Annotated in this window: 15 protein-coding genes; 5 read left to right on the top strand and 10 right to left on the bottom strand. The window is 68.9% G+C overall.

Annotated elements, in window-relative coordinates; all coding sequences use genetic code 11:
* The 6 genes from AC1DKD_RS22255 to AC1DKD_RS22230 all read right to left on the bottom strand — a co-directional run.
* A partial coding sequence (locus AC1DKD_RS22255; RefSeq protein WP_477143715.1) for an Hpt domain-containing protein occupies window positions 1–3,841 on the bottom strand: 3,841 nt, incomplete at its 3' end.
* 70 nt (window positions 3,842–3,911) lie between these two features.
* Window positions 3,912–6,080 (bottom strand): methyl-accepting chemotaxis protein, encoded by a 2,169-nt coding sequence (locus AC1DKD_RS22250; RefSeq protein WP_441637086.1) that lies wholly within the window; start codon window positions 6,078–6,080, stop codon window positions 3,912–3,914.
* Window positions 6,081–6,142: 62 nt separating this feature from the next.
* Window positions 6,143–6,712: a chemotaxis protein CheW gene (locus AC1DKD_RS22245; protein WP_441637088.1), complete on the bottom strand. Its 570-nt coding sequence runs from the start codon at window positions 6,710–6,712 to the stop codon at window positions 6,143–6,145.
* A 57-nt stretch (window positions 6,713–6,769) separates the two neighbouring features.
* Window positions 6,770–7,138 (bottom strand): response regulator, encoded by a 369-nt coding sequence (locus AC1DKD_RS22240; RefSeq protein WP_035859363.1) that lies wholly within the window; start codon window positions 7,136–7,138, stop codon window positions 6,770–6,772.
* Between the two features lie 32 nt (window positions 7,139–7,170).
* A complete protein-coding gene (locus AC1DKD_RS22235; RefSeq protein WP_441637090.1) occupies window positions 7,171–7,671 on the bottom strand; it encodes a response regulator in 501 nt (166 codons plus the stop codon).
* Window positions 7,672–8,090: 419 nt separating this feature from the next.
* Entirely contained in the window at window positions 8,091–8,261 is a 171-nt protein-coding gene (locus AC1DKD_RS22230; RefSeq protein ID WP_006159034.1) for a rubredoxin, read from the bottom strand.
* A gap of 215 nt (window positions 8,262–8,476) precedes the next feature.
* On the opposite strand from AC1DKD_RS22230, the gene hemL reads away from it, so the two are divergent.
* Window positions 8,477–9,766, top strand: coding sequence for a glutamate-1-semialdehyde 2,1-aminomutase (hemL, locus tag AC1DKD_RS22225; protein WP_477143714.1), 1,290 nt, complete (start codon window positions 8,477–8,479; stop codon window positions 9,764–9,766).
* Between the two features lie 44 nt (window positions 9,767–9,810).
* Here hemL and dapA read toward each other — a convergent pair whose 3' ends face one another.
* Window positions 9,811–10,731, bottom strand: coding sequence for a 4-hydroxy-tetrahydrodipicolinate synthase (dapA, locus tag AC1DKD_RS22220; protein ID WP_441637094.1), 921 nt, complete (start codon window positions 10,729–10,731; stop codon window positions 9,811–9,813).
* 436 nt (window positions 10,732–11,167) lie between these two features.
* On the opposite strand from dapA, the gene AC1DKD_RS22215 reads away from it, so the two are divergent.
* Genes AC1DKD_RS22215 through AC1DKD_RS22205 form a run of 3 tightly spaced genes read left to right on the top strand, consistent with a single transcriptional unit; the run spans window position 11,168 to window position 13,180 of the window.
* Entirely contained in the window at window positions 11,168–11,788 is a 621-nt protein-coding gene (locus AC1DKD_RS22215) for a LemA family protein (protein ID WP_441637096.1), read from the top strand.
* A gap of 15 nt (window positions 11,789–11,803) precedes the next feature.
* Window positions 11,804–12,670 (top strand): TPM domain-containing protein, encoded by an 867-nt coding sequence (locus tag AC1DKD_RS22210; protein WP_477102636.1) that lies wholly within the window; start codon window positions 11,804–11,806, stop codon window positions 12,668–12,670.
* A 6-nt stretch (window positions 12,671–12,676) separates the two neighbouring features.
* Window positions 12,677–13,180: a TPM domain-containing protein gene (locus tag AC1DKD_RS22205; RefSeq protein ID WP_441626407.1), complete on the top strand. Its 504-nt coding sequence runs from the start codon at window positions 12,677–12,679 to the stop codon at window positions 13,178–13,180.
* 54 nt (window positions 13,181–13,234) lie between these two features.
* On the opposite strand, the gene AC1DKD_RS22200 is transcribed toward AC1DKD_RS22205, so the two are convergent.
* On the bottom strand, window positions 13,235–14,539 hold the full coding sequence (locus tag AC1DKD_RS22200) for an MFS transporter (RefSeq protein WP_441626409.1): 1,305 nt from the start codon (window positions 14,537–14,539) through the stop codon (window positions 13,235–13,237).
* Between the two features lie 77 nt (window positions 14,540–14,616).
* Between AC1DKD_RS22200 and AC1DKD_RS22195 the strand changes: the two genes are divergently transcribed.
* On the top strand, window positions 14,617–15,621 hold the full coding sequence (locus AC1DKD_RS22195) for a LysR substrate-binding domain-containing protein (RefSeq protein WP_441626411.1): 1,005 nt from the start codon (window positions 14,617–14,619) through the stop codon (window positions 15,619–15,621).
* On the opposite strand, the gene AC1DKD_RS22190 is transcribed toward AC1DKD_RS22195, so the two are convergent.
* Together AC1DKD_RS22190 and AC1DKD_RS22185 are read right to left on the bottom strand one after the other, a co-directional pair.
* Window positions 15,618–16,778 carry a M48 family metallopeptidase gene (locus AC1DKD_RS22190; protein WP_441626412.1) on the bottom strand — a complete coding sequence of 387 codons (1,161 nt, stop codon included), beginning with the start codon at window positions 16,776–16,778 and terminating at the stop codon, window positions 15,618–15,620. The two genes, AC1DKD_RS22195 and AC1DKD_RS22190, sit on opposite strands and share 4 nt — an antisense overlap.
* Window positions 16,779–16,855: 77 nt before the next feature.
* Window positions 16,856–17,944 (bottom strand): YjgN family protein, encoded by a 1,089-nt coding sequence (locus AC1DKD_RS22185; RefSeq protein ID WP_441626414.1) that lies wholly within the window; start codon window positions 17,942–17,944, stop codon window positions 16,856–16,858.
* Between the last annotated feature and the right edge of the window lie 34 nt (window positions 17,945–17,978).

The following is a 17,978-nucleotide window of genomic DNA, read 5'->3' as shown; positions in this document are numbered from 1 at the left end:
GCGCCATCGCGCCGGCCATGCGCGCACTGCCCTTGAGCGTATGCAAGGCGCGCAGGATCAGGCCAGCGTGGCTGGCGTGCCGGCCATCGCCGGACGCCGTCTCCCAGCCGCGCAGCAGCTTGCCCAGTTCGGGGAGGCTGCCGTGCGCCTCTTCCAGGAAAATCTCGACGAGCGCCGGATCGAGGGATTCTTCCGCAGCCATTTCATCGGCCAGCGGGTGCGCAGCGCCCGCGATTTCATGCACATCCGCGGCGCCGGGCGCCGGCGGGATCCTGCCGGTGTCGGCATGCGCGAAGAAGGAAGCTTCGCCCGTGTTGGCCGCATCGGCATGACCGGCATCCACACCCGCCGTATCCAATACCGTGATGGCGGCATCGTACAGCGCGCCGGCATTGGCCGCGGGCGCCAGCTTGCCGAACAACAGCGCAACCGGCGCGTCCTCCGCCTCGGGCGGCAACTCCGGCGCCGCCGGCATCGCCAGCCGCGGCCGCACCATGGCACGCTCGCCCAACTCGGCGAGACTRCGGCAGAGCGCTTCGTCGGCGGCCGGCCAGATGCCGGCGGCAAACTGGTGCAACATGCCGCGCACGCGCTCGACCGCCTGCTCCAGCAGGCGGAAGTCGCCAGGGTGCATCGCCACCGGGTGCGCGCCGAGTTGCAGCATCAGGCGCTCCAGCACCTCGGCAATCGCGCGCACCGGCTCCAGTCCGACCGTGGACGCGCTGCCTTGCAACGTGTGCGCCACGCGCAATGCCAGCTCGCTCGGGCAGGGCCGGCCTTCGTGGCGCCACTCGGAAACATCGGTGGCGAACTGGCGGATCAGGTCGTCGGCTTCCTGCAGGTAGACGTTGTACAGCGGCAGGCTGATACGCACCGGGCCGATCAGCTTGTAGTGATCGTTTTCCTCCGCGGGCGTGCTGGCGAAACGGAAGGGAATGACTTTGGCGTCCGCCCCGGCGCTGGCATCGTCGCCGGCTCCGGCCGCCGGAAGACCGGCCTGTGCCTCCTGTTCCGGCTCCGTTTCCGGTTCCGGTTCTGCCTGCCCTTGCTGCACCTGCCCGCTCTGCGCATCCAGGGACTGTGGCGCCACAAGGTCATGGCCCGATGCCGGCTCCGGCTGTTCGCCCGCGCGCACGGACTGTGCCACGGCCAGCAGGCCGGCGGCATCGTGCACCGCCTCGGCATCGCCGCGCAGCGCCTGGGCCCAGCCGGCAAGCTCCTGGTGGGCGCGCAACAACAGGTCCAGCAGGGCCTGCGCGGGGGCGCGTGCCTCGGCAATCCACAGRTTCATCACCTGYTCGATRGCCCASGCSRCCTCGCCRTAGCGGTKCAGGCCSACCATCCGGCTGGAACCCTTCAGCGTATGGAAGGCGCGCCGCAGGCGGCTGATGGTATCGGCATCCTGCAGCGCCGGCAGACCGCCGTCGAGATCGCTGGCGACCTCGCCCAGCACCTCGACGGATTCGCTGAGGAAAATGTCGAGCAGTTCGGCATCGATGCCGGCCGCATCTGCCTTCTCGGGCTTCTCGCTCTTCTGCGCATCCCCGGCCGCAGCCGGCATCGCGGGTGCGCCCGGTGCACCGGCCGGCAGCGCATCGGCCAGCGCCACCACCAGCCGCTCCGCCGCGCCGTGGGAACCGGCCAGCCAGGCATTGAGCTGGGTGGTGGCTTCGATGGCCTGGCGGCGCAAAGCGGCAGCATCGTCGATGGCGGCCTGTTCATTCATGGCCTGCAGCGCCGCGCGCAGCGTCTTCACCTCGGGCGCGTCGGCGGCGGCCGGGTGGCGCACGGCATCGCTGGCAGCCGCGCGCGCCCTGGCAAGCAGGGCCGCGTGGGAGACGGCGCCGCTTTGCACGGCCTGGCCGTCAGCCTTGGCGGCCTCGTCCCGCACCTCCGCCGCCGGGCTCCGGCCAAAGGCCAGCGCATCGATAAAGGCATGCACGGCGCCGAGTTCGCCGGCGATCGCGGCAAGCCGGGCGGCGCGCTCGCTCGCGGCGTGGGCCTCGTTGCCCGCACCGGTAGCGGCATCGCCCGGGACTTGCGTGGCGCGGGCGCCAGCGAGCCACTCCAGGGCTGGCATCACGCGCTCCAATGCCATCGCTACCGCCTGCGCGTCGGCGCGCAGCGCGTCGGGCAGCGCGCCGGCGTCGCGCAATTGCTCCAGCGTGCCGGCCAGCGCCACGAACGCGCGCTCGGCATCGCGCAGGTGTGCGCCGGCCTCGGCGCGGGCGGCGTCGCGGTCATAGGCATCGAGCCACGATTCGCCGCTGTCGAGATGGCCGCGCAACTGCGCGACCGCGGCCTCGCGCAAGCGTTGCGCGCGCGCCTGGTCCACCATCTGTGCGAGCCAGCGCGGGGGCGGCGTCGCCTGGTCGCCGCGCTGGCGCTCGCCGAGATGCGAGGCCAGTTCATCGCAACGGTGCGCGAATTCAGCCGCCGCGGCATGGCCGGTGCTGCCATGCACACGCCACGGCAAGGCAAGCGCACGCCCCAGGAACAGCGCGATGGCGCCGATGCCGCCAAGATTGTCATCGCCGGAACGGACCTGCAGCGCAGGGTGCGCGGCGGCATCCAGGCAGCGCTGCAACGCCGGCTGGGCCAGCGGCTGCGCGGCTTCGGCCAGCACCGCCAGCGCGTTTTGCCATTCAATGTATTCCGCGCCGGCGCCCGCCGCCCGTTCGAGCGCGGCGGCCGCCTGCTGCAGGTTGTGCGTATCGATCGGGTCGAGCCAGCCGTAGTAGCGCACGCGGAAATCGGCATGCGCCGACGCATGCGCCGCGTCGATGCGGAAGGCTTGCATGCACTCGCGGATGGCAGAGCGCAGCACCAGCACGGCCGCGCTCTCCGGCTCGCTGGCGGCCGGCATCCTGCTCGTGGTGACCAGCAAATACACGGCATCGTTGAGCAGCGCCTGGGGCACCCGCACCTGGCCCTGCAGGTACTGGCGCAGCAGCAGGTGCGCACGCCCCGCCAGCCGCTTGGCCAGCAGGTCCGACGGCAGCAGGCCGTGGGCCAGCGCGCCAAACACCAGCGCCAGCACGTGCCACACGCCGCGGTCCGGGTGATCGGTGGCGCGGCGCAGCTCCTGTTCGCTCGCGCGCACGTCTTCCAGCGCGGATTCCAGCGGCAGATACGCTTCGCGCAACAGGCTGGGTTCGGAGCATGGCACCGGCAGGCGCAGCGCCTTGAKCAAGGCGCCCTCGAAACGCTGGCGCGCGCGCGTCACGGTGGAGGCCATGCGCGTCGGCAGCAGGATGCCGGGCAGCATCTGCAGTTCGTCGACCCACAGGTCGGCAGGGTGCACGCGGTCCTCGCCGAGCCGGCCCAGCACGTCGGCATAGGAGCAAAACAGCCGCACCGGATCTTCATCGTCGCCGACCATCAGGTCATCGACGTACTCGGCCAGCGCCTGCACGCCAAGGCGGAAGGCGGCCAAGGTCTGGGCGTCGGCGGCGACTGCCCCGCCGTCGATGCCTTCCAGCAGCCGGCGCAACGCCTGGCAATACGGATCGACACCGCGCAGGCCAACGATATGCACGGCGCCCGCGGCCTGGTGCAGATGCTGCCCCGCCAGGCGCAGCGAGGTGGTGTCCCGCGCGCCCAGCGCTTCGGGCGCCTGCTGCACTTCATCGACGTAATGACCCAGTTCGGCCGCGGCATCGTCCAGCGCGGCGCGCAGGCTCGGCGCCAGCCAGGCCAGCACGGAAAGGTCGCGCGCTACCGGGGCGGCGGGCGGAGCGACGGACAGGTCCCGTGCCGCAAAGGGCATCGGCGCCAGTGGATCCTGCACGGCCGGATCGGAGCCGGCGGCCTCGCGCGAGACAGGGAAATTCAATGACATGACTGCTTCCAATGCGTCCAATGCGGTGGCGCCGGCCCGTGGCCCGCTCGCGCGGCCCTTGCGTAACCCGTCAGGCGATCTTGAATCGCAGCACGGAGTTGCGCAGCTCTTCGGTCAGCAGAGTCAGCTGGCGCACCGACAGTGCGGTCTGCCGCGTGCCCGAGGAAGTCTGCTCGGTCACATGCAAGATGCCTTCGATATTGCGAGCCACCGCGGTGGCGAGCCCCGCCTCGTGCGAGGTGGTCTGCGAAATCTGCTCGATCAGCTCGGCGAGCTGGCGCGACACGCGGCCGATCTCCACCAGCGCGGCGCCGGCATTGTCGGACAGCTTGGCCCCTTCCACCACGCCTTGCGTGCTGCGCTCCATGGCGTGCACCGCATCCTGCGTATCGGTCTGGATGGTGCGGATCAGCGCGCCGATCTGCTTGGTTGCCTCGCCGGAGCGCTCGGCCAGGCGCTGCACTTCCTCGGCCACCACCGAGAAGCCGCGCCCGGCTTCGCCAGCCGATGCGGCCTGAATGGCGGCGTTGAGCGCCAGCACGTTGGTCTGCTCGGTAATGTCGGAAATCAGTTCGACGATTTCGCCGATCTCCTGCGACGATTCGCCCAGGCGCTTGATGCGTTTGGAGGTGTCCTGGATCTGCTCGCGGATGTCGTTCATGCCGACGATGGCGTTCTGCACCGCGTGCTGGCCCTGCTCGGCCGCGGCCAGCGAGGCGCGCGCCACGTTGGCGGATTCCGCCGCGCCGCGCGACACCTGCGTGATGCGATCCGCCATCTCCACCACCGATTCGCCGGTCTGGCGGATCTGGCGCGATTGCTCTTCCGACGCCGCGACCAGCTCGGTCGAGGTGTCCTGCACCTGGCTCGATGCCTGCGTCACCTCGCCGGCGGTCTGCTGCACGCGGCCCACCAGTTCGCGCAGTTCCTCCACCGTGTAGTTCACCGAGTCGGCGATGGCGCCGGTGATGTCCTCGGTCACGGTGGCCTGCTTGGTCAGGTCCCCGTCGGCGATGTCCTGCAGTTCGTTCATCAGCTGCAGAATGGCCTTCTGGGTAGCGTCGTTGTTGCGCTTTTCGTCCAGGCGGCGGGCTTCCGCCTCGCGTTCGCGGGCCTCCGCTTCGAGGGTACGGGCGCGGGAGTCGCGCAGGTACAGCGCGGCCAGGCCAGCCAGGAACAGCAGCGTGAGCAAGGCCGAGACGACGGTGGCGCCCAGCGTCAGCGGGCGCACGCGCGCGCCTTCGGCATAGGCTGCCTGCAGCGCGGACAGTTCGCCGCGCAGCGCCTCGTTGTCATTGAAGATCTGCTGCTGGGCGCGCTTGGCGGCGATCAGGCCGGGCAGGTTCTGCAGAATGGTCTGGGTGGTCTTCTGCACCGCGTCGAACCGCTGCGACAGCAGCTGCAGGTAGCCGCGGGTCTCTGCATCGCCGGCGGCGGACAAGCGCAGCGCTTCGCTGCCGTTCATCAGCCCGTCCAGGGTTTCGCGGAAGGTATTGGTGTCCTTGCCCAGCAGGAACGCGGTTTCCGGATTGACGCCTTCGCCCGCCAGGAACTCGTTGAGGTTCTTGCCCAGGCGCTGCGTCAGCATCACCAGCTGCGCGGAGGCAGCCACCTCGCGCGCGTTGGCGCCGCTCTGCAGCTTGATCGCCGCCACCTGCTCGGCGCTTTCCAGCAGTTCCGGGTTGGAAGCGTTGAAGATCTGCAGGGTCTGGCCGATGGTGGTCAGGGTTGGCTGCTGGGCCAGTACGTCGCCAGCGCTCTTCTCGGTGCGCTGCCAGGACTCCATGGCCTTTTCCAGCAACGGCGCGGCCGCCCCGCCGGTGGCACGCACGTGCTTGGCGTCGCTGCCGTTTTGCAGCGCCTGCAAGTCGCCGGCGAGTTCGCTCTTGGACTGGCGCAGCTGCGTGAAGGCCTGCGCATTGCCCAGCAGGGCCACCGGCACCGCCTTGGCCAGGCGCTGGGAGTGCATCAGCATGTCGCCCGCGATCTCGATCTGCGCGGCGCCGTTGTTGGCTTCGCGGTTGTCGAAATACACCGAGGCCAGCAGGGCGGTCAGCGACAGCACCACGCCCGCGGTCAGCGCGCGTTGCTGGCTGGCAAACGGGAGGCGGGAAAGCCTGTCCGAGAACCGCCGGGCCGGGGTGCTACGCGTGCCAGGCGCGGCGGCGGCATTCACCGCCGATTCGGCGGCACTGACCACCTGTGCCTGGCGACCCAGGTTGAACATCTTGAAGCCCATAGCACCCTCTGTCCGTTATTTTTCGATTTTGATTTGTTGCAGCGGGCAKGCCCGCGCGACGCTCAGGCGGCCTGCCGGCCCACCTGCAGGAAGGCCGGAGACGCCAGCAACCTGCGCACGTCGAGCACCTGCCAGTCACGCCCGTCGCGGTCGGCAAAACGGGCGCCCTCCCATTCCGGCGCCGCCTCCTGCCGAGCCGGCGCCCGGTCCGCGGACTCCGCCGGCAAGGACAGGTCGCCTGCATGACGCAGCCCGATCACGCGCGTGGCAAGAATGCCGCAAGCGCGCTCCACCTGGCGCGACAGCACCACGATCTTGCTGCCCGGCTGCAGCGCGGTGGCTCCCTCGCCGCAGAACAGGCCGAAATCGATCACGCCCAGCAGGCTGCCGCGTGCATTCACCAGTCCCGTGTACCAGGACTGCGTCAGCGGCACGCGGCTGGGCTGGCGCATCTCCAGCACCTCGCCCGTCTGCGGCAACGGCAGCAGCCAGTGCCGCTGGCCTACCTGCAAACCCAGGTAGCTGTCCACCGCCGGCAGGTTGCGCGCCTCGCGCAGGCGGCGGGCCAGCATGGCCTGGTAGTCCTGCAGCCGGGTCTGGCGGGCACGGAGGTCCTGGCGCGGCGCGTTCATGGTCGAGGTCCGGATGATAGGCGTAGGGAGGGAGCGGGTGCAGGATCGGCGCCTGGCTCAGTGGGTCAGCGCGGCGATCTTGGTGAGCAGTTCTTCGCCGTCGACCGGCTTGACGATGTAGTCTGCCGCGCCCTGGCGCATGCCCCAGATGCGGTCGGTGTCCAGGCCCTTGCTGGTGCACATGATCACGGGAATGTCCTTGAAGCGGTCGTCGCGCTTGATCGCGCGGGTCGCCTGGTAGCCGTTCTGGCCAGGCATCACCACGTCCATCAGGATCAGGTCGAAGGCTTCCTTCTCGAGCCGGGCGAAGGCCTGGTCGCTATTGCCGGCCACCGACACCTTGAAACCCTTCTTGCCGAGCAGGTCGGACATGAACAGGGCTTCGGTCGGGGAGTCGTCAACGATAAGGATTTTGCTGATAGTCATGAATATTCCTTGATATGCGCCTTGATATGCGCTCAAGCCGGCAAGGGGCTGGCCACGGCGGCGGCGCGCGGCACGCAGGCATCGACCGCCAGCAGCAGCGACTCGCGGGTAAACGGCTTGGCGAGATGGTCTTGCGCGCCGACCAGGCGGCCGCGCGAGCGGTCGAACACGCCGTCGCGGGAGGACAGCATGATCACCGGGATGGCATGGAATCGGGGGCTTTTCTTGATCAGGGCGCAGGTCTGGTAGCCATCCAGGCGCGGCATCAGGATGTCGCAGAAGATCAGGTCCGGATGCATGTCGCCGACCTTGGCGAGTGCCTCGAAGCCGTCTTCGGCGAGCAGCACCTGGCAGCCTGCCTGGGACAGGAAGATCTCGGCGGTGCGGCGGATGGTGCTGGAATCGTCGATGACGAGCACCTTGCGGCGCGCCGGCGCAGGCGCAGCAACGCCGCTGGCGCTGACGCCAGTTTCGACCGCGCCGCTGACCTCGGCGTTGACCCGAATGCTTTCTTGTAGTTGAGCGACCCGCATCTCGTTCCCGCGACCAGCGTGCTTCCCAGGGGGAAAGCGCCGGCATTCACTTGAGAACTTCCGCGCGGCGCAGCTGCCTGCCCCGACGGACCCCCGAAACAAAAACGATTTGATTCCCGAAAACGCGCCGGACCGGTGACCCGGTACGCGGCAAACGGCGGCGCGTGGTACCCGCGCCTGCCAAGGTCCACCCCCCTAAGGGATGGATTTTCAAATTTGAAACAGAGTGTGACAAGTCGCCGTGGGGCCGTCAATCCGGAAACCGGGGCAGCCCCGCCCGATCTGTCGCATTGACGCGACGCGCTACGGCGGGCCGGCGGCGTTCGTCACGGCCGCGTCATGCCCCCGCATTGCCAAATCACGCCGGCCGGCCTGACCTGGCGGGCGACGAACGGCTTGCGCGGTACGATGCGGCAGCTTTACAGGGCCACCATCTCGAAATCTTCCTTGCGCGCGCCACATTCCGGGCAGGTCCAGTTGATGGGCACGTCTTCCCATTTGGTGCCGGGGGCAATGCCGTCTTCGGGCGCGCCGGTGGCCTCGTCGTAAATCCACCCGCAGATCAGGCACATCCAGGTCTTGTATTCCATAACGGTACAGTCACTCTCCATTAAAATTCAGGGCCAGATGGTACCGAATCGGCGCCGCCGGCGCCAGCAGGGCAAGTACGATTCGGGCCAAATACGCCGTGTTCGCGCACGTTACCCGGCAAATGCCTCGCATTTCGACTCTTTTGCCGGCATTTTCCACGTAACTTGCTGCCTGATAGAACGCGTTTCTCCCGCTTTTGATTTCACGCAAAGCCATGTCTCGTAACCAGCAGCTCTTCGACCGCGCACAGCAAACCATTCCGGGCGGCGTCAATTCGCCCGTGCGCGCCTTTCGCTCGGTGGGCGGCACCCCCCGCTTCATCACGCGCGCCGAAGGCGCTTACATGTGGGACGCCGATGGCCAGCGCTACATCGACTATATCGGCTCCTGGGGCCCGATGATCGTCGGCCACGCCCACCCCGAGGTGGTGCGCGCGGTGCAGGAGACCGCTGGTCTCAGCTTCTCCTTTGGGGCGCCGACCGAAGCCGAAATCGAGATGGCCGAGGAAATCTGCAAGCTGGTGCCGTCGATCGAGCAGGTGCGGCTGGTTTCCTCCGGCACCGAGGCCACCATGAGCGCGCTGCGCCTGGCGCGCGGCTTTGCCAAGCGCGACCTGATCGTCAAGTTCGAGGGCTGCTACCACGGCCACGCCGACAGCCTGCTGGTCAAGRCGGGGTCCGGCCTGCTGACCTTTGCCGACACCACCAAGAACGCGCCCTCCTCGGCCGGCGTGCCCGCCGACGTGACCAAGCACACCATGGTGCTGGAATACAACAACGTCGAGCAGCTGGAGCAAGCCTTTATCAAGCATGCCGACGAGATCGCCGCGGTGATCGTGGAGCCGGTGGCCGGCAATATGAACCTGGTGCGCGCCAGCGATGCCTTCCTGCAAGCGATGCGCTCGCTGTGCACCAAGTACGGCGCGGTGCTGATCTTCGACGAGGTGATGACCGGCTTCCGCGTGGCGCTGGGCGGCGCGCAGGCGCACTACGGCATCACGCCGGACATGACCTGCCTGGGCAAGGTGATCGGCGGCGGCATGCCGGCGGCGGCCTTTGGCGGCCGGCGCGACATCATGGCCTGCCTGGCGCCGCTGGGCGGCGTGTACCAGGCCGGCACGCTATCGGGCAACCCGCTGGCGGTGGCGGCCGGGCTGACCACGCTCAAGCTGATCCAGGCGCCGGGCTTCCATGACCGGCTCGCCGCGCAAACCCGCAAGCTGGCCGACGGACTGGCCGCGGCTGCCCGCGAAGCCGGCGTGCCGTTCGCCGCGGACGCCATCGGCGGCATGTTCGGCCTGTACTTCCGCGAGGGCGTGCCGGGCAGCTTCGCCGAAGTCACGCAGTGCGATACGGCCCGCTTCAACCGCTTCTTCCACGCCATGCTGGATACAGGCGTCTACCTGGCGCCGTCCGCCTACGAGGCGGGCTTCGTCTCGGCGCAGCACGACGACGCCATCCTGGCCGCCACCATCGACGCCGCCCGCAAGGCCTTCGCGGCCTGAGGGTTCGCCGGCCGCGACCGCCCCGCCCTGGGGCTGGGCGCGGCTCAGCCGAGCAGATCGGGCGCAGCCGCCCCGATCTGCTCGCAGGCCTGCGCCAGTGCCGCCTGCAGCCCTGCGCTGGCGGGGGTCATCGGCGCGCGCAACTCATCGCGCAGCCATCCCTCCCGCGTCAGCATGGCCTTGAGCGGACCCGGATTGGGCTCCGTGAACAGCAGGCGGATCATCGGCATCAAGGCATGGAAGATCCGGCGCGCCGGGTCCAGCCGCTGCCCGGCCACTGCCCTGGCCAGCGCCGCGAACAGTTCCGGATATAGGTGGGCCGACGCGATGATCGCGCCCGTGCCGCCCAGGCACAGCGTACCCAGCACCTGGTGATCCTCGCCCGCCAGCACGGCGAGGCGTCCGTCCGCAATCACGGACTGCGTGCCGTGGTAGTCCCCGCCGCAGTCCTTGATGGCACGGATATTCGGATGGGTGGCCAGCGCCAGGATGGTTTCCGTCTCCAGCTTCACGCCGGTCCGGTAGGGAATGTCGTACAGCACCAGCGGCGCGGCGGCGCTGTCGGCCAGCGCATGGAAATAGTCCAGCAGGCCCGCCTGCGACGGGCGGACGTAGTAAGGCGCGGGCGCGAGCAGCCCGGCCAGCGGCCGCTCGGCAAGGCGGCGCACGCGCACCTGCACCTGCTTCAACTGGCTGCCCGCCACGCCCATGATCACCGGCAAGGCGCCGGCGCCGGACAGCACGGTGTCGAGCACGGCCAGTTGCTCCGCTTCGTCGAGGGCAGCCGCCTCTCCGGTGCTGCCACACACCACGAAGCCAGCGATGCCGCTACCGGCATAGCGCGCCACTAGCCGGGCCAGCGCGCCATGATCGACGGCGCCGCCGGCAAACGGCGTCACCAGCGGCAGCCAGATTCCAGAAAATACTTGTTGTGCTTGCTGCTGTGCTTGTTGAACTGCTTGCATCGGATCACTCCTGTGCGACCGGTCAATAAAACCGTGCAGAAGTGCGCCGGGTGGCAGATGAGCCCGCGTGGGCAGTGGGAAAGCATGAACCTGGCCTCGCCCCCTGTACGCCTGTGCGCAGGTGCCGTTCCGTCGCTCATCTGACGGAACAGCGCCCCGGTCAGACGAGCGGCTGTTTTTTGGCTTTGGCGCGCGCCGGCACCTGCCGCTGCGAGGCAGCGGAAGCAGGAGCGGAAATCATCGAAAAGGCGCGCATTGCAGGTTCGGGCTGGATGGTGATGCGGCACGGCGCCCGGCGGACACCGCCGTCGCAACCACGGCAGAGACGACAATCTACCCGTCTGGCCATGCCGCCGTCAAGCCACCCCCAAGTCATTTTGATTGCCCAGCCGGCCCCTGCGCTACACTGGTAATTCCACGAATTCCGGAGTCCTCGATGCGCGCATCCCTTCCCCTGTCCCTGTCCTCCGGGCAGTCCGTCTTGCGCTGGCTCATGCTGGCCTTGTGCGCGAGCCTGTTGTCCGCCTGCGGCTACAACGACTTCCAGACCAAGGACGAGGCCGTCAAGGCGGCCTGGGGCGAGGTGATCAACCAGTACCAGCGCCGCGCCGACCTGATCCCCAACCTGGTCAACACCGTCAAGGGCTACGCCACGCATGAGCGCGAGACGCTCGAGGCGGTCACCAAGGCCCGCGCCGCGGCTACCAGCATCCAGGTCTCGCCCGAGACGCTCAACGATCCTGAAGCGTTCAAGCGCTTCCAGCAGGCCCAGGGCGAGCTGAGCGGCGCGTTGTCGCGCCTGCTCGCGGTGTCGGAAAACTATCCGCAGCTCAAGGCCGATGCCTCCTTCCGCGACCTGCAGTCGCAGCTCGAAGGGACGGAGAACCGCATCACGGTGGCGCGCCAGCGCTACATCGCCGCGGTGCGCGACTACAACATCCTGGCGCGCAGCTTCCCCACCAACCTGACCGCGATGGTCTTCAAGTACCCGGTCAAGCCGTCGTTCTCGGTGGAAAACGAGAAAGCCATCTCAGCGCCGCCGGCGGTGAAGTTCTGATACGGACCGATGGCTATGCCGCATCTCCCTGAGCGCAGTGGCTGGACGGCCGCCATGCTGGCGCTGATGCTGTGGCTGGGCGCGCTGCTGGCGCCGCCCGCCATGGCCGCCGGCGACGGCTTCGTGGTGGTGCCGCCGCTCACGCAGCGGGTCACCGACCTCACCGGCACGCTGAGCGCCAGCCAGCGCGGCGCGCTGGARAACGTGCTGGCCGAGTACGAGCARCAGCGCGGCAGCCAGATCTTCGTGCTGATGGTGCCGACCACCGAGCCCGAGCCGATCGACGCCTACAGCATCCGCGTGGCCGACGCCTGGCGCGCCGGGCGCAAAGGCATCGACGAYGGSGTGATCCTGCTGATCGCCAAGGACAAYCCGCCCGGYYTGCGCAAGATGCGCCTGGAGGTGGGACGCGGCGTGCAGGGCTCGCTCACCGACGCGATGTCCAAGCGCATCCTGCAAGACGTGATGGCGCCGCATTTCCGCCAGAACGATTTCTACGGCGGCATCGCGGCCGGCGTATCGGCCATCCAGGCCACCATCGACAAGGAGGCCCTGCCGGGCCCGCAGGCCGGTGGCAAGCCGGCCCAGAGCGGCTCGTGGACCGACTGGCTGCCGGTGCTGTTCCCGCTTGCCATCATCCTGTTCTTCTTTATCTCCGCGGCACGGCGCTCGGGCGGCTCGCGCATCGTGACGCGCGGGCGCGGCTGGGATGCTGCGGCCGGCGGACTGGGCGGCACCCTTGGCGGTCTCGGGGGCGGCGGCTGGGGACGTGGCGGCGGCGGTGGATTCGGAGGCGGAGGCGGAGGCGGTGGTGGTGGTGGCGGCTTCGGTGGCGGCGGCGGTGGTGGCTTCGACGGAGGCGGCGCCTCCGGCAACTGGTAACGGCATATGCCCCATTTCAAACGCGCACTGCGCCACCTGGGCACGCGCCCCGGTGCCGCCAGCAAGCACTTCCCCGCCGAAGCCCAGCAACAGTTGCAGCAGGCGGTACGCGCCGGCGAACGGCAGCATCGTGGCGAAGTGCGGGTGGTAATCGAATCCAGCCTGCCCGTGGGGCTAGCCTTCTCGGGCGTCAGCCCGCGCGAGCGCGCACGCGCCTTGTTCGGTGCGCTGGAGGTGTGGAACACCGAAGGCCATACCGGCGTGCTGCTGTATATCAACCTGGCCGATCACGCGGTCGAACTTCTGGCCGACCGCGGCATCGATGCCCGTGTGGGCCCGGATACCTGGCGCGCGATCTGCGACGAGCTGGCGAGCGGGCTGGCGCGGGAGCTGTCGGTCAGGCCTGTGCTGGCGGCGGTGGAGAAGATCCATCAGCTGCTGGCTGTGCATTTCCCCGCGGGCGACCGGCCCAATCCCAACGAACTCGACGACCGGCCGGTCATGCTGTAGCGCGCGGCGCATCCCGCCCAGCGCGCAGCGCCGGGGAGTCCGTCCATATAGAGCTCATTGCACCGATGCCGCGTGGCCGGCGGCCGCGCGCTTGCGGCCCGTCGCATACCAGATTGCCGCCGCCACCTGCAGCGCCACCAGGCCGCACCATACCGCGAGATGGGCCTGCCGGGGATATTGGCCGCCCGTTGCCGGCCACAGGTCTAGCACCAGCCCCACCCCGACCTGGCAGGCAAACGTCGCCAGGAACACGGTCAAGGTCAGCGCCGTGGTGGCGCGGCCGATCAGTGCATCGGGAAAGCTGCGCGCCAGCACGGCGTAGGCTAGGATGCCGCTCGATCCGAATACGCCGTAGGCCGCCCATGTCAGCGCCGGGGGCAGCGGCGCGCCGGCGATGATCAGGCACTGGATCACGATGAACCCGCTCATGCCGGCGCCGGCGAAGGTGTACAGGCTCACGCCGGCGCGCTCCAGATGCCGTGCGGCCCAACCGGCACACACGCAGCCGCCCATCATGGCAAAGCCGATGACCGACACCAGGCGCGCGCTCTGCTCCGGCGAATAGCCGGCCACGTCACGCAGGAACGCCCCCACCCACAGGGTCTGCACCGCGAGGAAAACCCCCTGGTTAAGCAATGCCAGCGGCACCACGCGCAGGAAGCGCTCATTGCGGAACACCTGCCAGGTGCCGCGCAACTGATCCGCCAGGCGCTGCTTGCCGGCGCGGCTGGTATCGGGGGCGCCGAACCACAGCAGCGCTGCCATGGCCAGCGTCAGCGCGGCCAGGCCGTAGCTGACCGTGCGCCAGTCGGTCCAGGACAGCAGCCAAGCCAGCGGCGCGCCGACCACTACGGCGCCGAGGCCGCCAATCGCCATCACCACGCCATTGAGCAAGGGCATGCGCGACAGCGGGAACCAGATCGACAGGGCCTGGATGGCGGCGCCCAGGCAAACCGAAACGCCCACCCCGATCATCAGGCGCCCTGCCGCCAGCGCCGCCATATTGGGCGCGGAGGCGAATACCAAGGCACCCGCCACGGCAGCCAGCAGCAACGCGGCCTCGGTACGGCGCGGGCCGAAACGGTCGAGCAGCAGCCCGGCCGGCAACTGGGCACAGGCGAAACCCAGGAAATAGAAGCTGGTCAGCAGGCCCAGATCGGCTGCACCCAGGCCCATCTCGCGGGTCAGGTGGGGCGCGAAGCCCAGGTTGACGCCCCGGAAGATATAGGAAACCAGGAAACCGAGCGAAAAAATGCACAGCACGCGCCAGCGTGCGGCGGCTAACGGGGGAGCGCTAGCCCGCGTGGTGGCAGAAGAGGCGGAAGAGGCGGAAGAGGAGGATGAGGAAGCAGAAGTCATGTCTGCATTGTCGCCAGTCGCCCGGCGCAACACCAACGAAAGATACCCGCCGCAATTGTGAGTAGAATTTGACGGCAATGACCTCCAAACACCCAAAAGCCTCCCAGGCCGGCCTGCCGGTCCAGCCCGCCGGGCACGACGAACCCGCCGGACTGGCCCCGCCGCCCGAGCCGCACCGCGCCCAGCGCCTGCCTCACCTGCCCGCGCTGCAGGCCTTGCGCGCGCTCGAGTCAGCGGCGCGCCACCGCAGTTTCTCGCGCGCGGCGGAGGAGCTTGCGCTGACCCACAGCGCCATCAGCCATCATATCCGCGCGCTGGAAGACAACCTGGGTACCAAGCTGTTCCAGCGCACCGGCCACCTGATGATGCCCACCAATGTGGGCGCGCGGCTGGCGCAGCGCGTGCGCGACGGGCTTGGCGAACTGGAAGACGGGCTGCGCGAGGCCAGCAATGGCGGCGCCCCGCAGGTAGTGCGGCTGGAGGTCAGCGTCATGGCCGATCTCGCCAACGCCTGGCTGATCCGCCGCTTGCCGAGCCTGCATGCGGCGCAGCCGGGACTCGACCTGCACCTGCGGCTACACGCCGAGATCACGCCGCCCGATCCGTACTCGGTGGACGTGGGCATCTGGCACCAGCGCGTGGACCTGCCCGGCTTTGCCTGCCACAACCTGATCGAGGACCATGTGATCGCCGTCGCCAGCCCGGCGCTGCTGGCGCGCTATCCCGGCTTCACGCTGGCCGACCTGCCGCGCCTGCCGATGCTGCGCTTCGCCCTGCGGCCCTGGCGCGACTGGCTGGAAAGCGCCGGCCTGCCTGGCACCGAACCCGAGCGCGGGCCGATCTTCCAGGACGCGGGCATGATGCTGCAATCGGCGGTGGCGGGCCTTGGCGTGGCCACGGCCCGCCTGCAACTGGCCCACGATTACCTCGCCAGCGGCGAACTGGTGCAGCTTGGCACCACTAGCATCCCGTCCAGCCTGCACTACTGGGTCACCTGGCGCGAAGGCAATCCGCGCGAGAAGGCGATCCTGCAGTTTCACAGCTGGCTGCAAGGCCAGGTGGCGGCTTCGTCCGGGGACTAGCGCCCCGCCGCGCGCAGCGCTTCGATCCGTTCTCGCGTCAACGGATGGGTGGAGAAGAAGCTGCCGCCATCGTCGTCGTTGCCGGCATCCTCCGCGGCGCGGCGGCTGCGCCGCTCCCGCTTGGTTTCCCGCTCGGCGGAGGCGGCCGACGCGCCGCCCTGCCCTCCGGACCCGGCCTTGGCGGCCTCGTCCTCCGCCTGCTGCTCATGCGCGGACTCCAGCGCTTGCAGCACGTCGGCGAACGCCGACACGGGCAGCCGGTTCTCCTGCATGACCTCCACCGCGTACGCATCCGCGTCGCGCTCGTGCTCGCGTGAATAGCGCAGGGTCAGGATGGCGGCGGGCACCCCCGCCAGCACACTGGAATAATCGCCGAAGAAATACGCCGCCAGCGCACCCACGGCCGAGGCCTGGAGCACCTGCTGCAGGCCATGGCGCTGGGCCACGTGGCCCGCCTCGTGAGCCAGCACGCCCATCAGGCCGGCGCCCGGGCCGGCCAGCTTCACGAGTTCGTCGGTCACCACGATGGTGCCGCCCGGCAAGGCCAACGCATTGGCCCCGAGCTGGCCGCCCCGGCGAAAGAGGATGCGGTACTGGTGGTCCGGATCGGGCGGGCGCCTGAGCGCGGCGAAGCCGGCGCGAATGCGCTCCTGCTCCGCCACCGGCAGGGCCGAGGGCTTGAGCAGGCCGCCGTCGATGCTGCCCAGCGTGGCTTCGCCAATCCGCGCCTCCAGCGCAGCCGGCACGCTGCGCGCCACCACGCCGGCGCCCCACGGCAACACCACGAAATATCCCGCCACCAGCACCGCGGCCAGACCCAGCACGGACAGCGCCGCCAGCCGCCAGCTGTTCTGCGCCCTCACCACCCAGCCCTCCCGGTGGCCGCTGGCCGCCAGCAGCGCGGCAAAGCCGGCGTGGTCCGTGACCTCGCAGAAGGCGCCGTCGGCAAACGTCACCAGGCGCGGCGCGCGCCTGACCCGCTCGGAAACGCGCAACGCCGCCAGCGGCGCGCGGCGCAGCACCGAGCCATCCGCTTCGCGCAACACCGCGTCGCGCCCTTCGATCGATAGCAAGCACGCATGGGCGCGCGACGAGCGGCCGTCGAAGTAAGTGGCCGCAACCGCGGCGGCGGCCGGTGCTTGGGCAGAAGCCTGCATCAGGGTCCTGGGATCGGAGTGAACCGGGTGGTAAGAATGATCATGGCGGCCAGGGGGTATCAAGGTGCCCGGCGCGCTCAGAGTGCGATGTCGATGTCGTACCAGTCCACCGCGGCATCGCCCAGCGCCCCGACCTGCTGCGTCTCGCCGGCCACGAAGGCATCCAGCGGCCCGGCTGCGAGCATGGTCATGCACTCGATACGGTAGCGCATCGAACGCACCCGCGCGAACGGCATGAACAGCCCCAGCGTCAGCACATTGGCGATCATGTTGGTTGCGAAGATAAAGAACAGCCGGCTCGCCTTGACCTCGCTGCGAAACGCGTGCGGCGCCAGCGTGGTGTGGTTCCACACCAGGTTCTGCAGGCGGGCCATGAAGAACGGGCCGACCGCCATCAGCGCCACGTAGAAGCCGATCACGGCCATGCCAATGGCCAGGAACGGCGCGCCATGCGCCACGCCTATCGCGTTGCCAAGCAAAGCGCCGGCAATCGACGTCACCGCCACCACGGCCAGCATCATGCCAAAGGCGCGCAGATAGACGCCATAGAAGTCGCCCGCGGTGGCGTCAATACCAAAGGGCGCCGTGCCGAAGCGGGTGTTGTCATGCTGGTACTGCTTGAAGCGCTGATGCGCCAGCGGCGCCAGCGCATACAGCGTGAACACGCTCAGCACGGGCCAGAGCAGGAAGACCTTGTAAGCCAGGGCGTCGCCGCCGGTGAAGGCAAAGCGCAAGCCACGGTAGCCGGAATTGGCCATGCGAAAGCGCAGCGAGCGCACCAGCAGCAGCGGGAACACCGCTGCCAGCGCCAGGCCCAGCGCCACGGCCAGGAAGGGGGAAACATGACTGCTGAGCTGGAAGACCACGGCAAGGCCAAACACGATGGCGCGGCCCTTGAGGATGGCAGAGGCACGGCCGTGGTAGTCGAAGCTGGCGCCGTCCAGCCGCGTGTTGCGGTAGAAGTACTGCATCGTCCGAACCTTGGCCCAGGCCGAATAGATGCCCAGCGTGACGATGCTCAGCAAGGCATTGACGATCCAGATACGGAAATATTCGGAACCCGAGCCGATGAACTCGAACTGCAGGGGGCGCGGCTGGCCAGCAGGCACCGGCGCTGCGGGTGCTTCGCCTGCCGTCGGCTGAAACGCGTTGTTGTCTTGCTGCATCCTTGTTCTCTCCCGTGAAATCTGCAATTGGCAT

The organism is Cupriavidus sp. 05T313, assembly GCF_056396665.1.
The sequence above is the reverse complement of the archived record's forward strand: the minus strand, read 5'-3'. Positions and strand labels throughout refer to the sequence as shown.

Coding starts and splice junctions, on each gene's coding strand:
- AC1DKD_RS22235 (WP_441637090.1), bottom strand. CDS start 7,671: ATGCGGGTCGCTCAACTACAAGAAAGCATTCGGGTCAACGCCGAGGTC.
- AC1DKD_RS22250 (WP_441637086.1), bottom strand. CDS start 6,080: ATGGGCTTCAAGATGTTCAACCTGGGTCGCCAGGCACAGGTGGTCAGT.
- AC1DKD_RS22185 (WP_441626414.1), bottom strand. CDS start 17,944: ATGCAGCAAGACAACAACGCGTTTCAGCCGACGGCAGGCGAAGCACCC.
- AC1DKD_RS22205 (WP_441626407.1), top strand. CDS start 12,677: ATGCCCCATTTCAAACGCGCACTGCGCCACCTGGGCACGCGCCCCGGT.
- AC1DKD_RS22230 (WP_006159034.1), bottom strand. CDS start 8,261: ATGGAATACAAGACCTGGATGTGCCTGATCTGCGGGTGGATTTACGAC.
- AC1DKD_RS22190 (WP_441626412.1), bottom strand. CDS start 16,778: ATGCAGGCTTCTGCCCAAGCACCGGCCGCCGCCGCGGTTGCGGCCACT.
- AC1DKD_RS22245 (WP_441637088.1), bottom strand. CDS start 6,712: ATGAACGCGCCGCGCCAGGACCTCCGTGCCCGCCAGACCCGGCTGCAG.
- dapA (WP_441637094.1), bottom strand. CDS start 10,731: ATGCAAGCAGTTCAACAAGCACAGCAGCAAGCACAACAAGTATTTTCT.
- AC1DKD_RS22200 (WP_441626409.1), bottom strand. CDS start 14,539: ATGACTTCTGCTTCCTCATCCTCCTCTTCCGCCTCTTCCGCCTCTTCT.
- AC1DKD_RS22240 (WP_035859363.1), bottom strand. CDS start 7,138: ATGACTATCAGCAAAATCCTTATCGTTGACGACTCCCCGACCGAAGCC.
- AC1DKD_RS22195 (WP_441626411.1), top strand. CDS start 14,617: ATGACCTCCAAACACCCAAAAGCCTCCCAGGCCGGCCTGCCGGTCCAG.
- AC1DKD_RS22215 (WP_441637096.1), top strand. CDS start 11,168: ATGCGCGCATCCCTTCCCCTGTCCCTGTCCTCCGGGCAGTCCGTCTTG.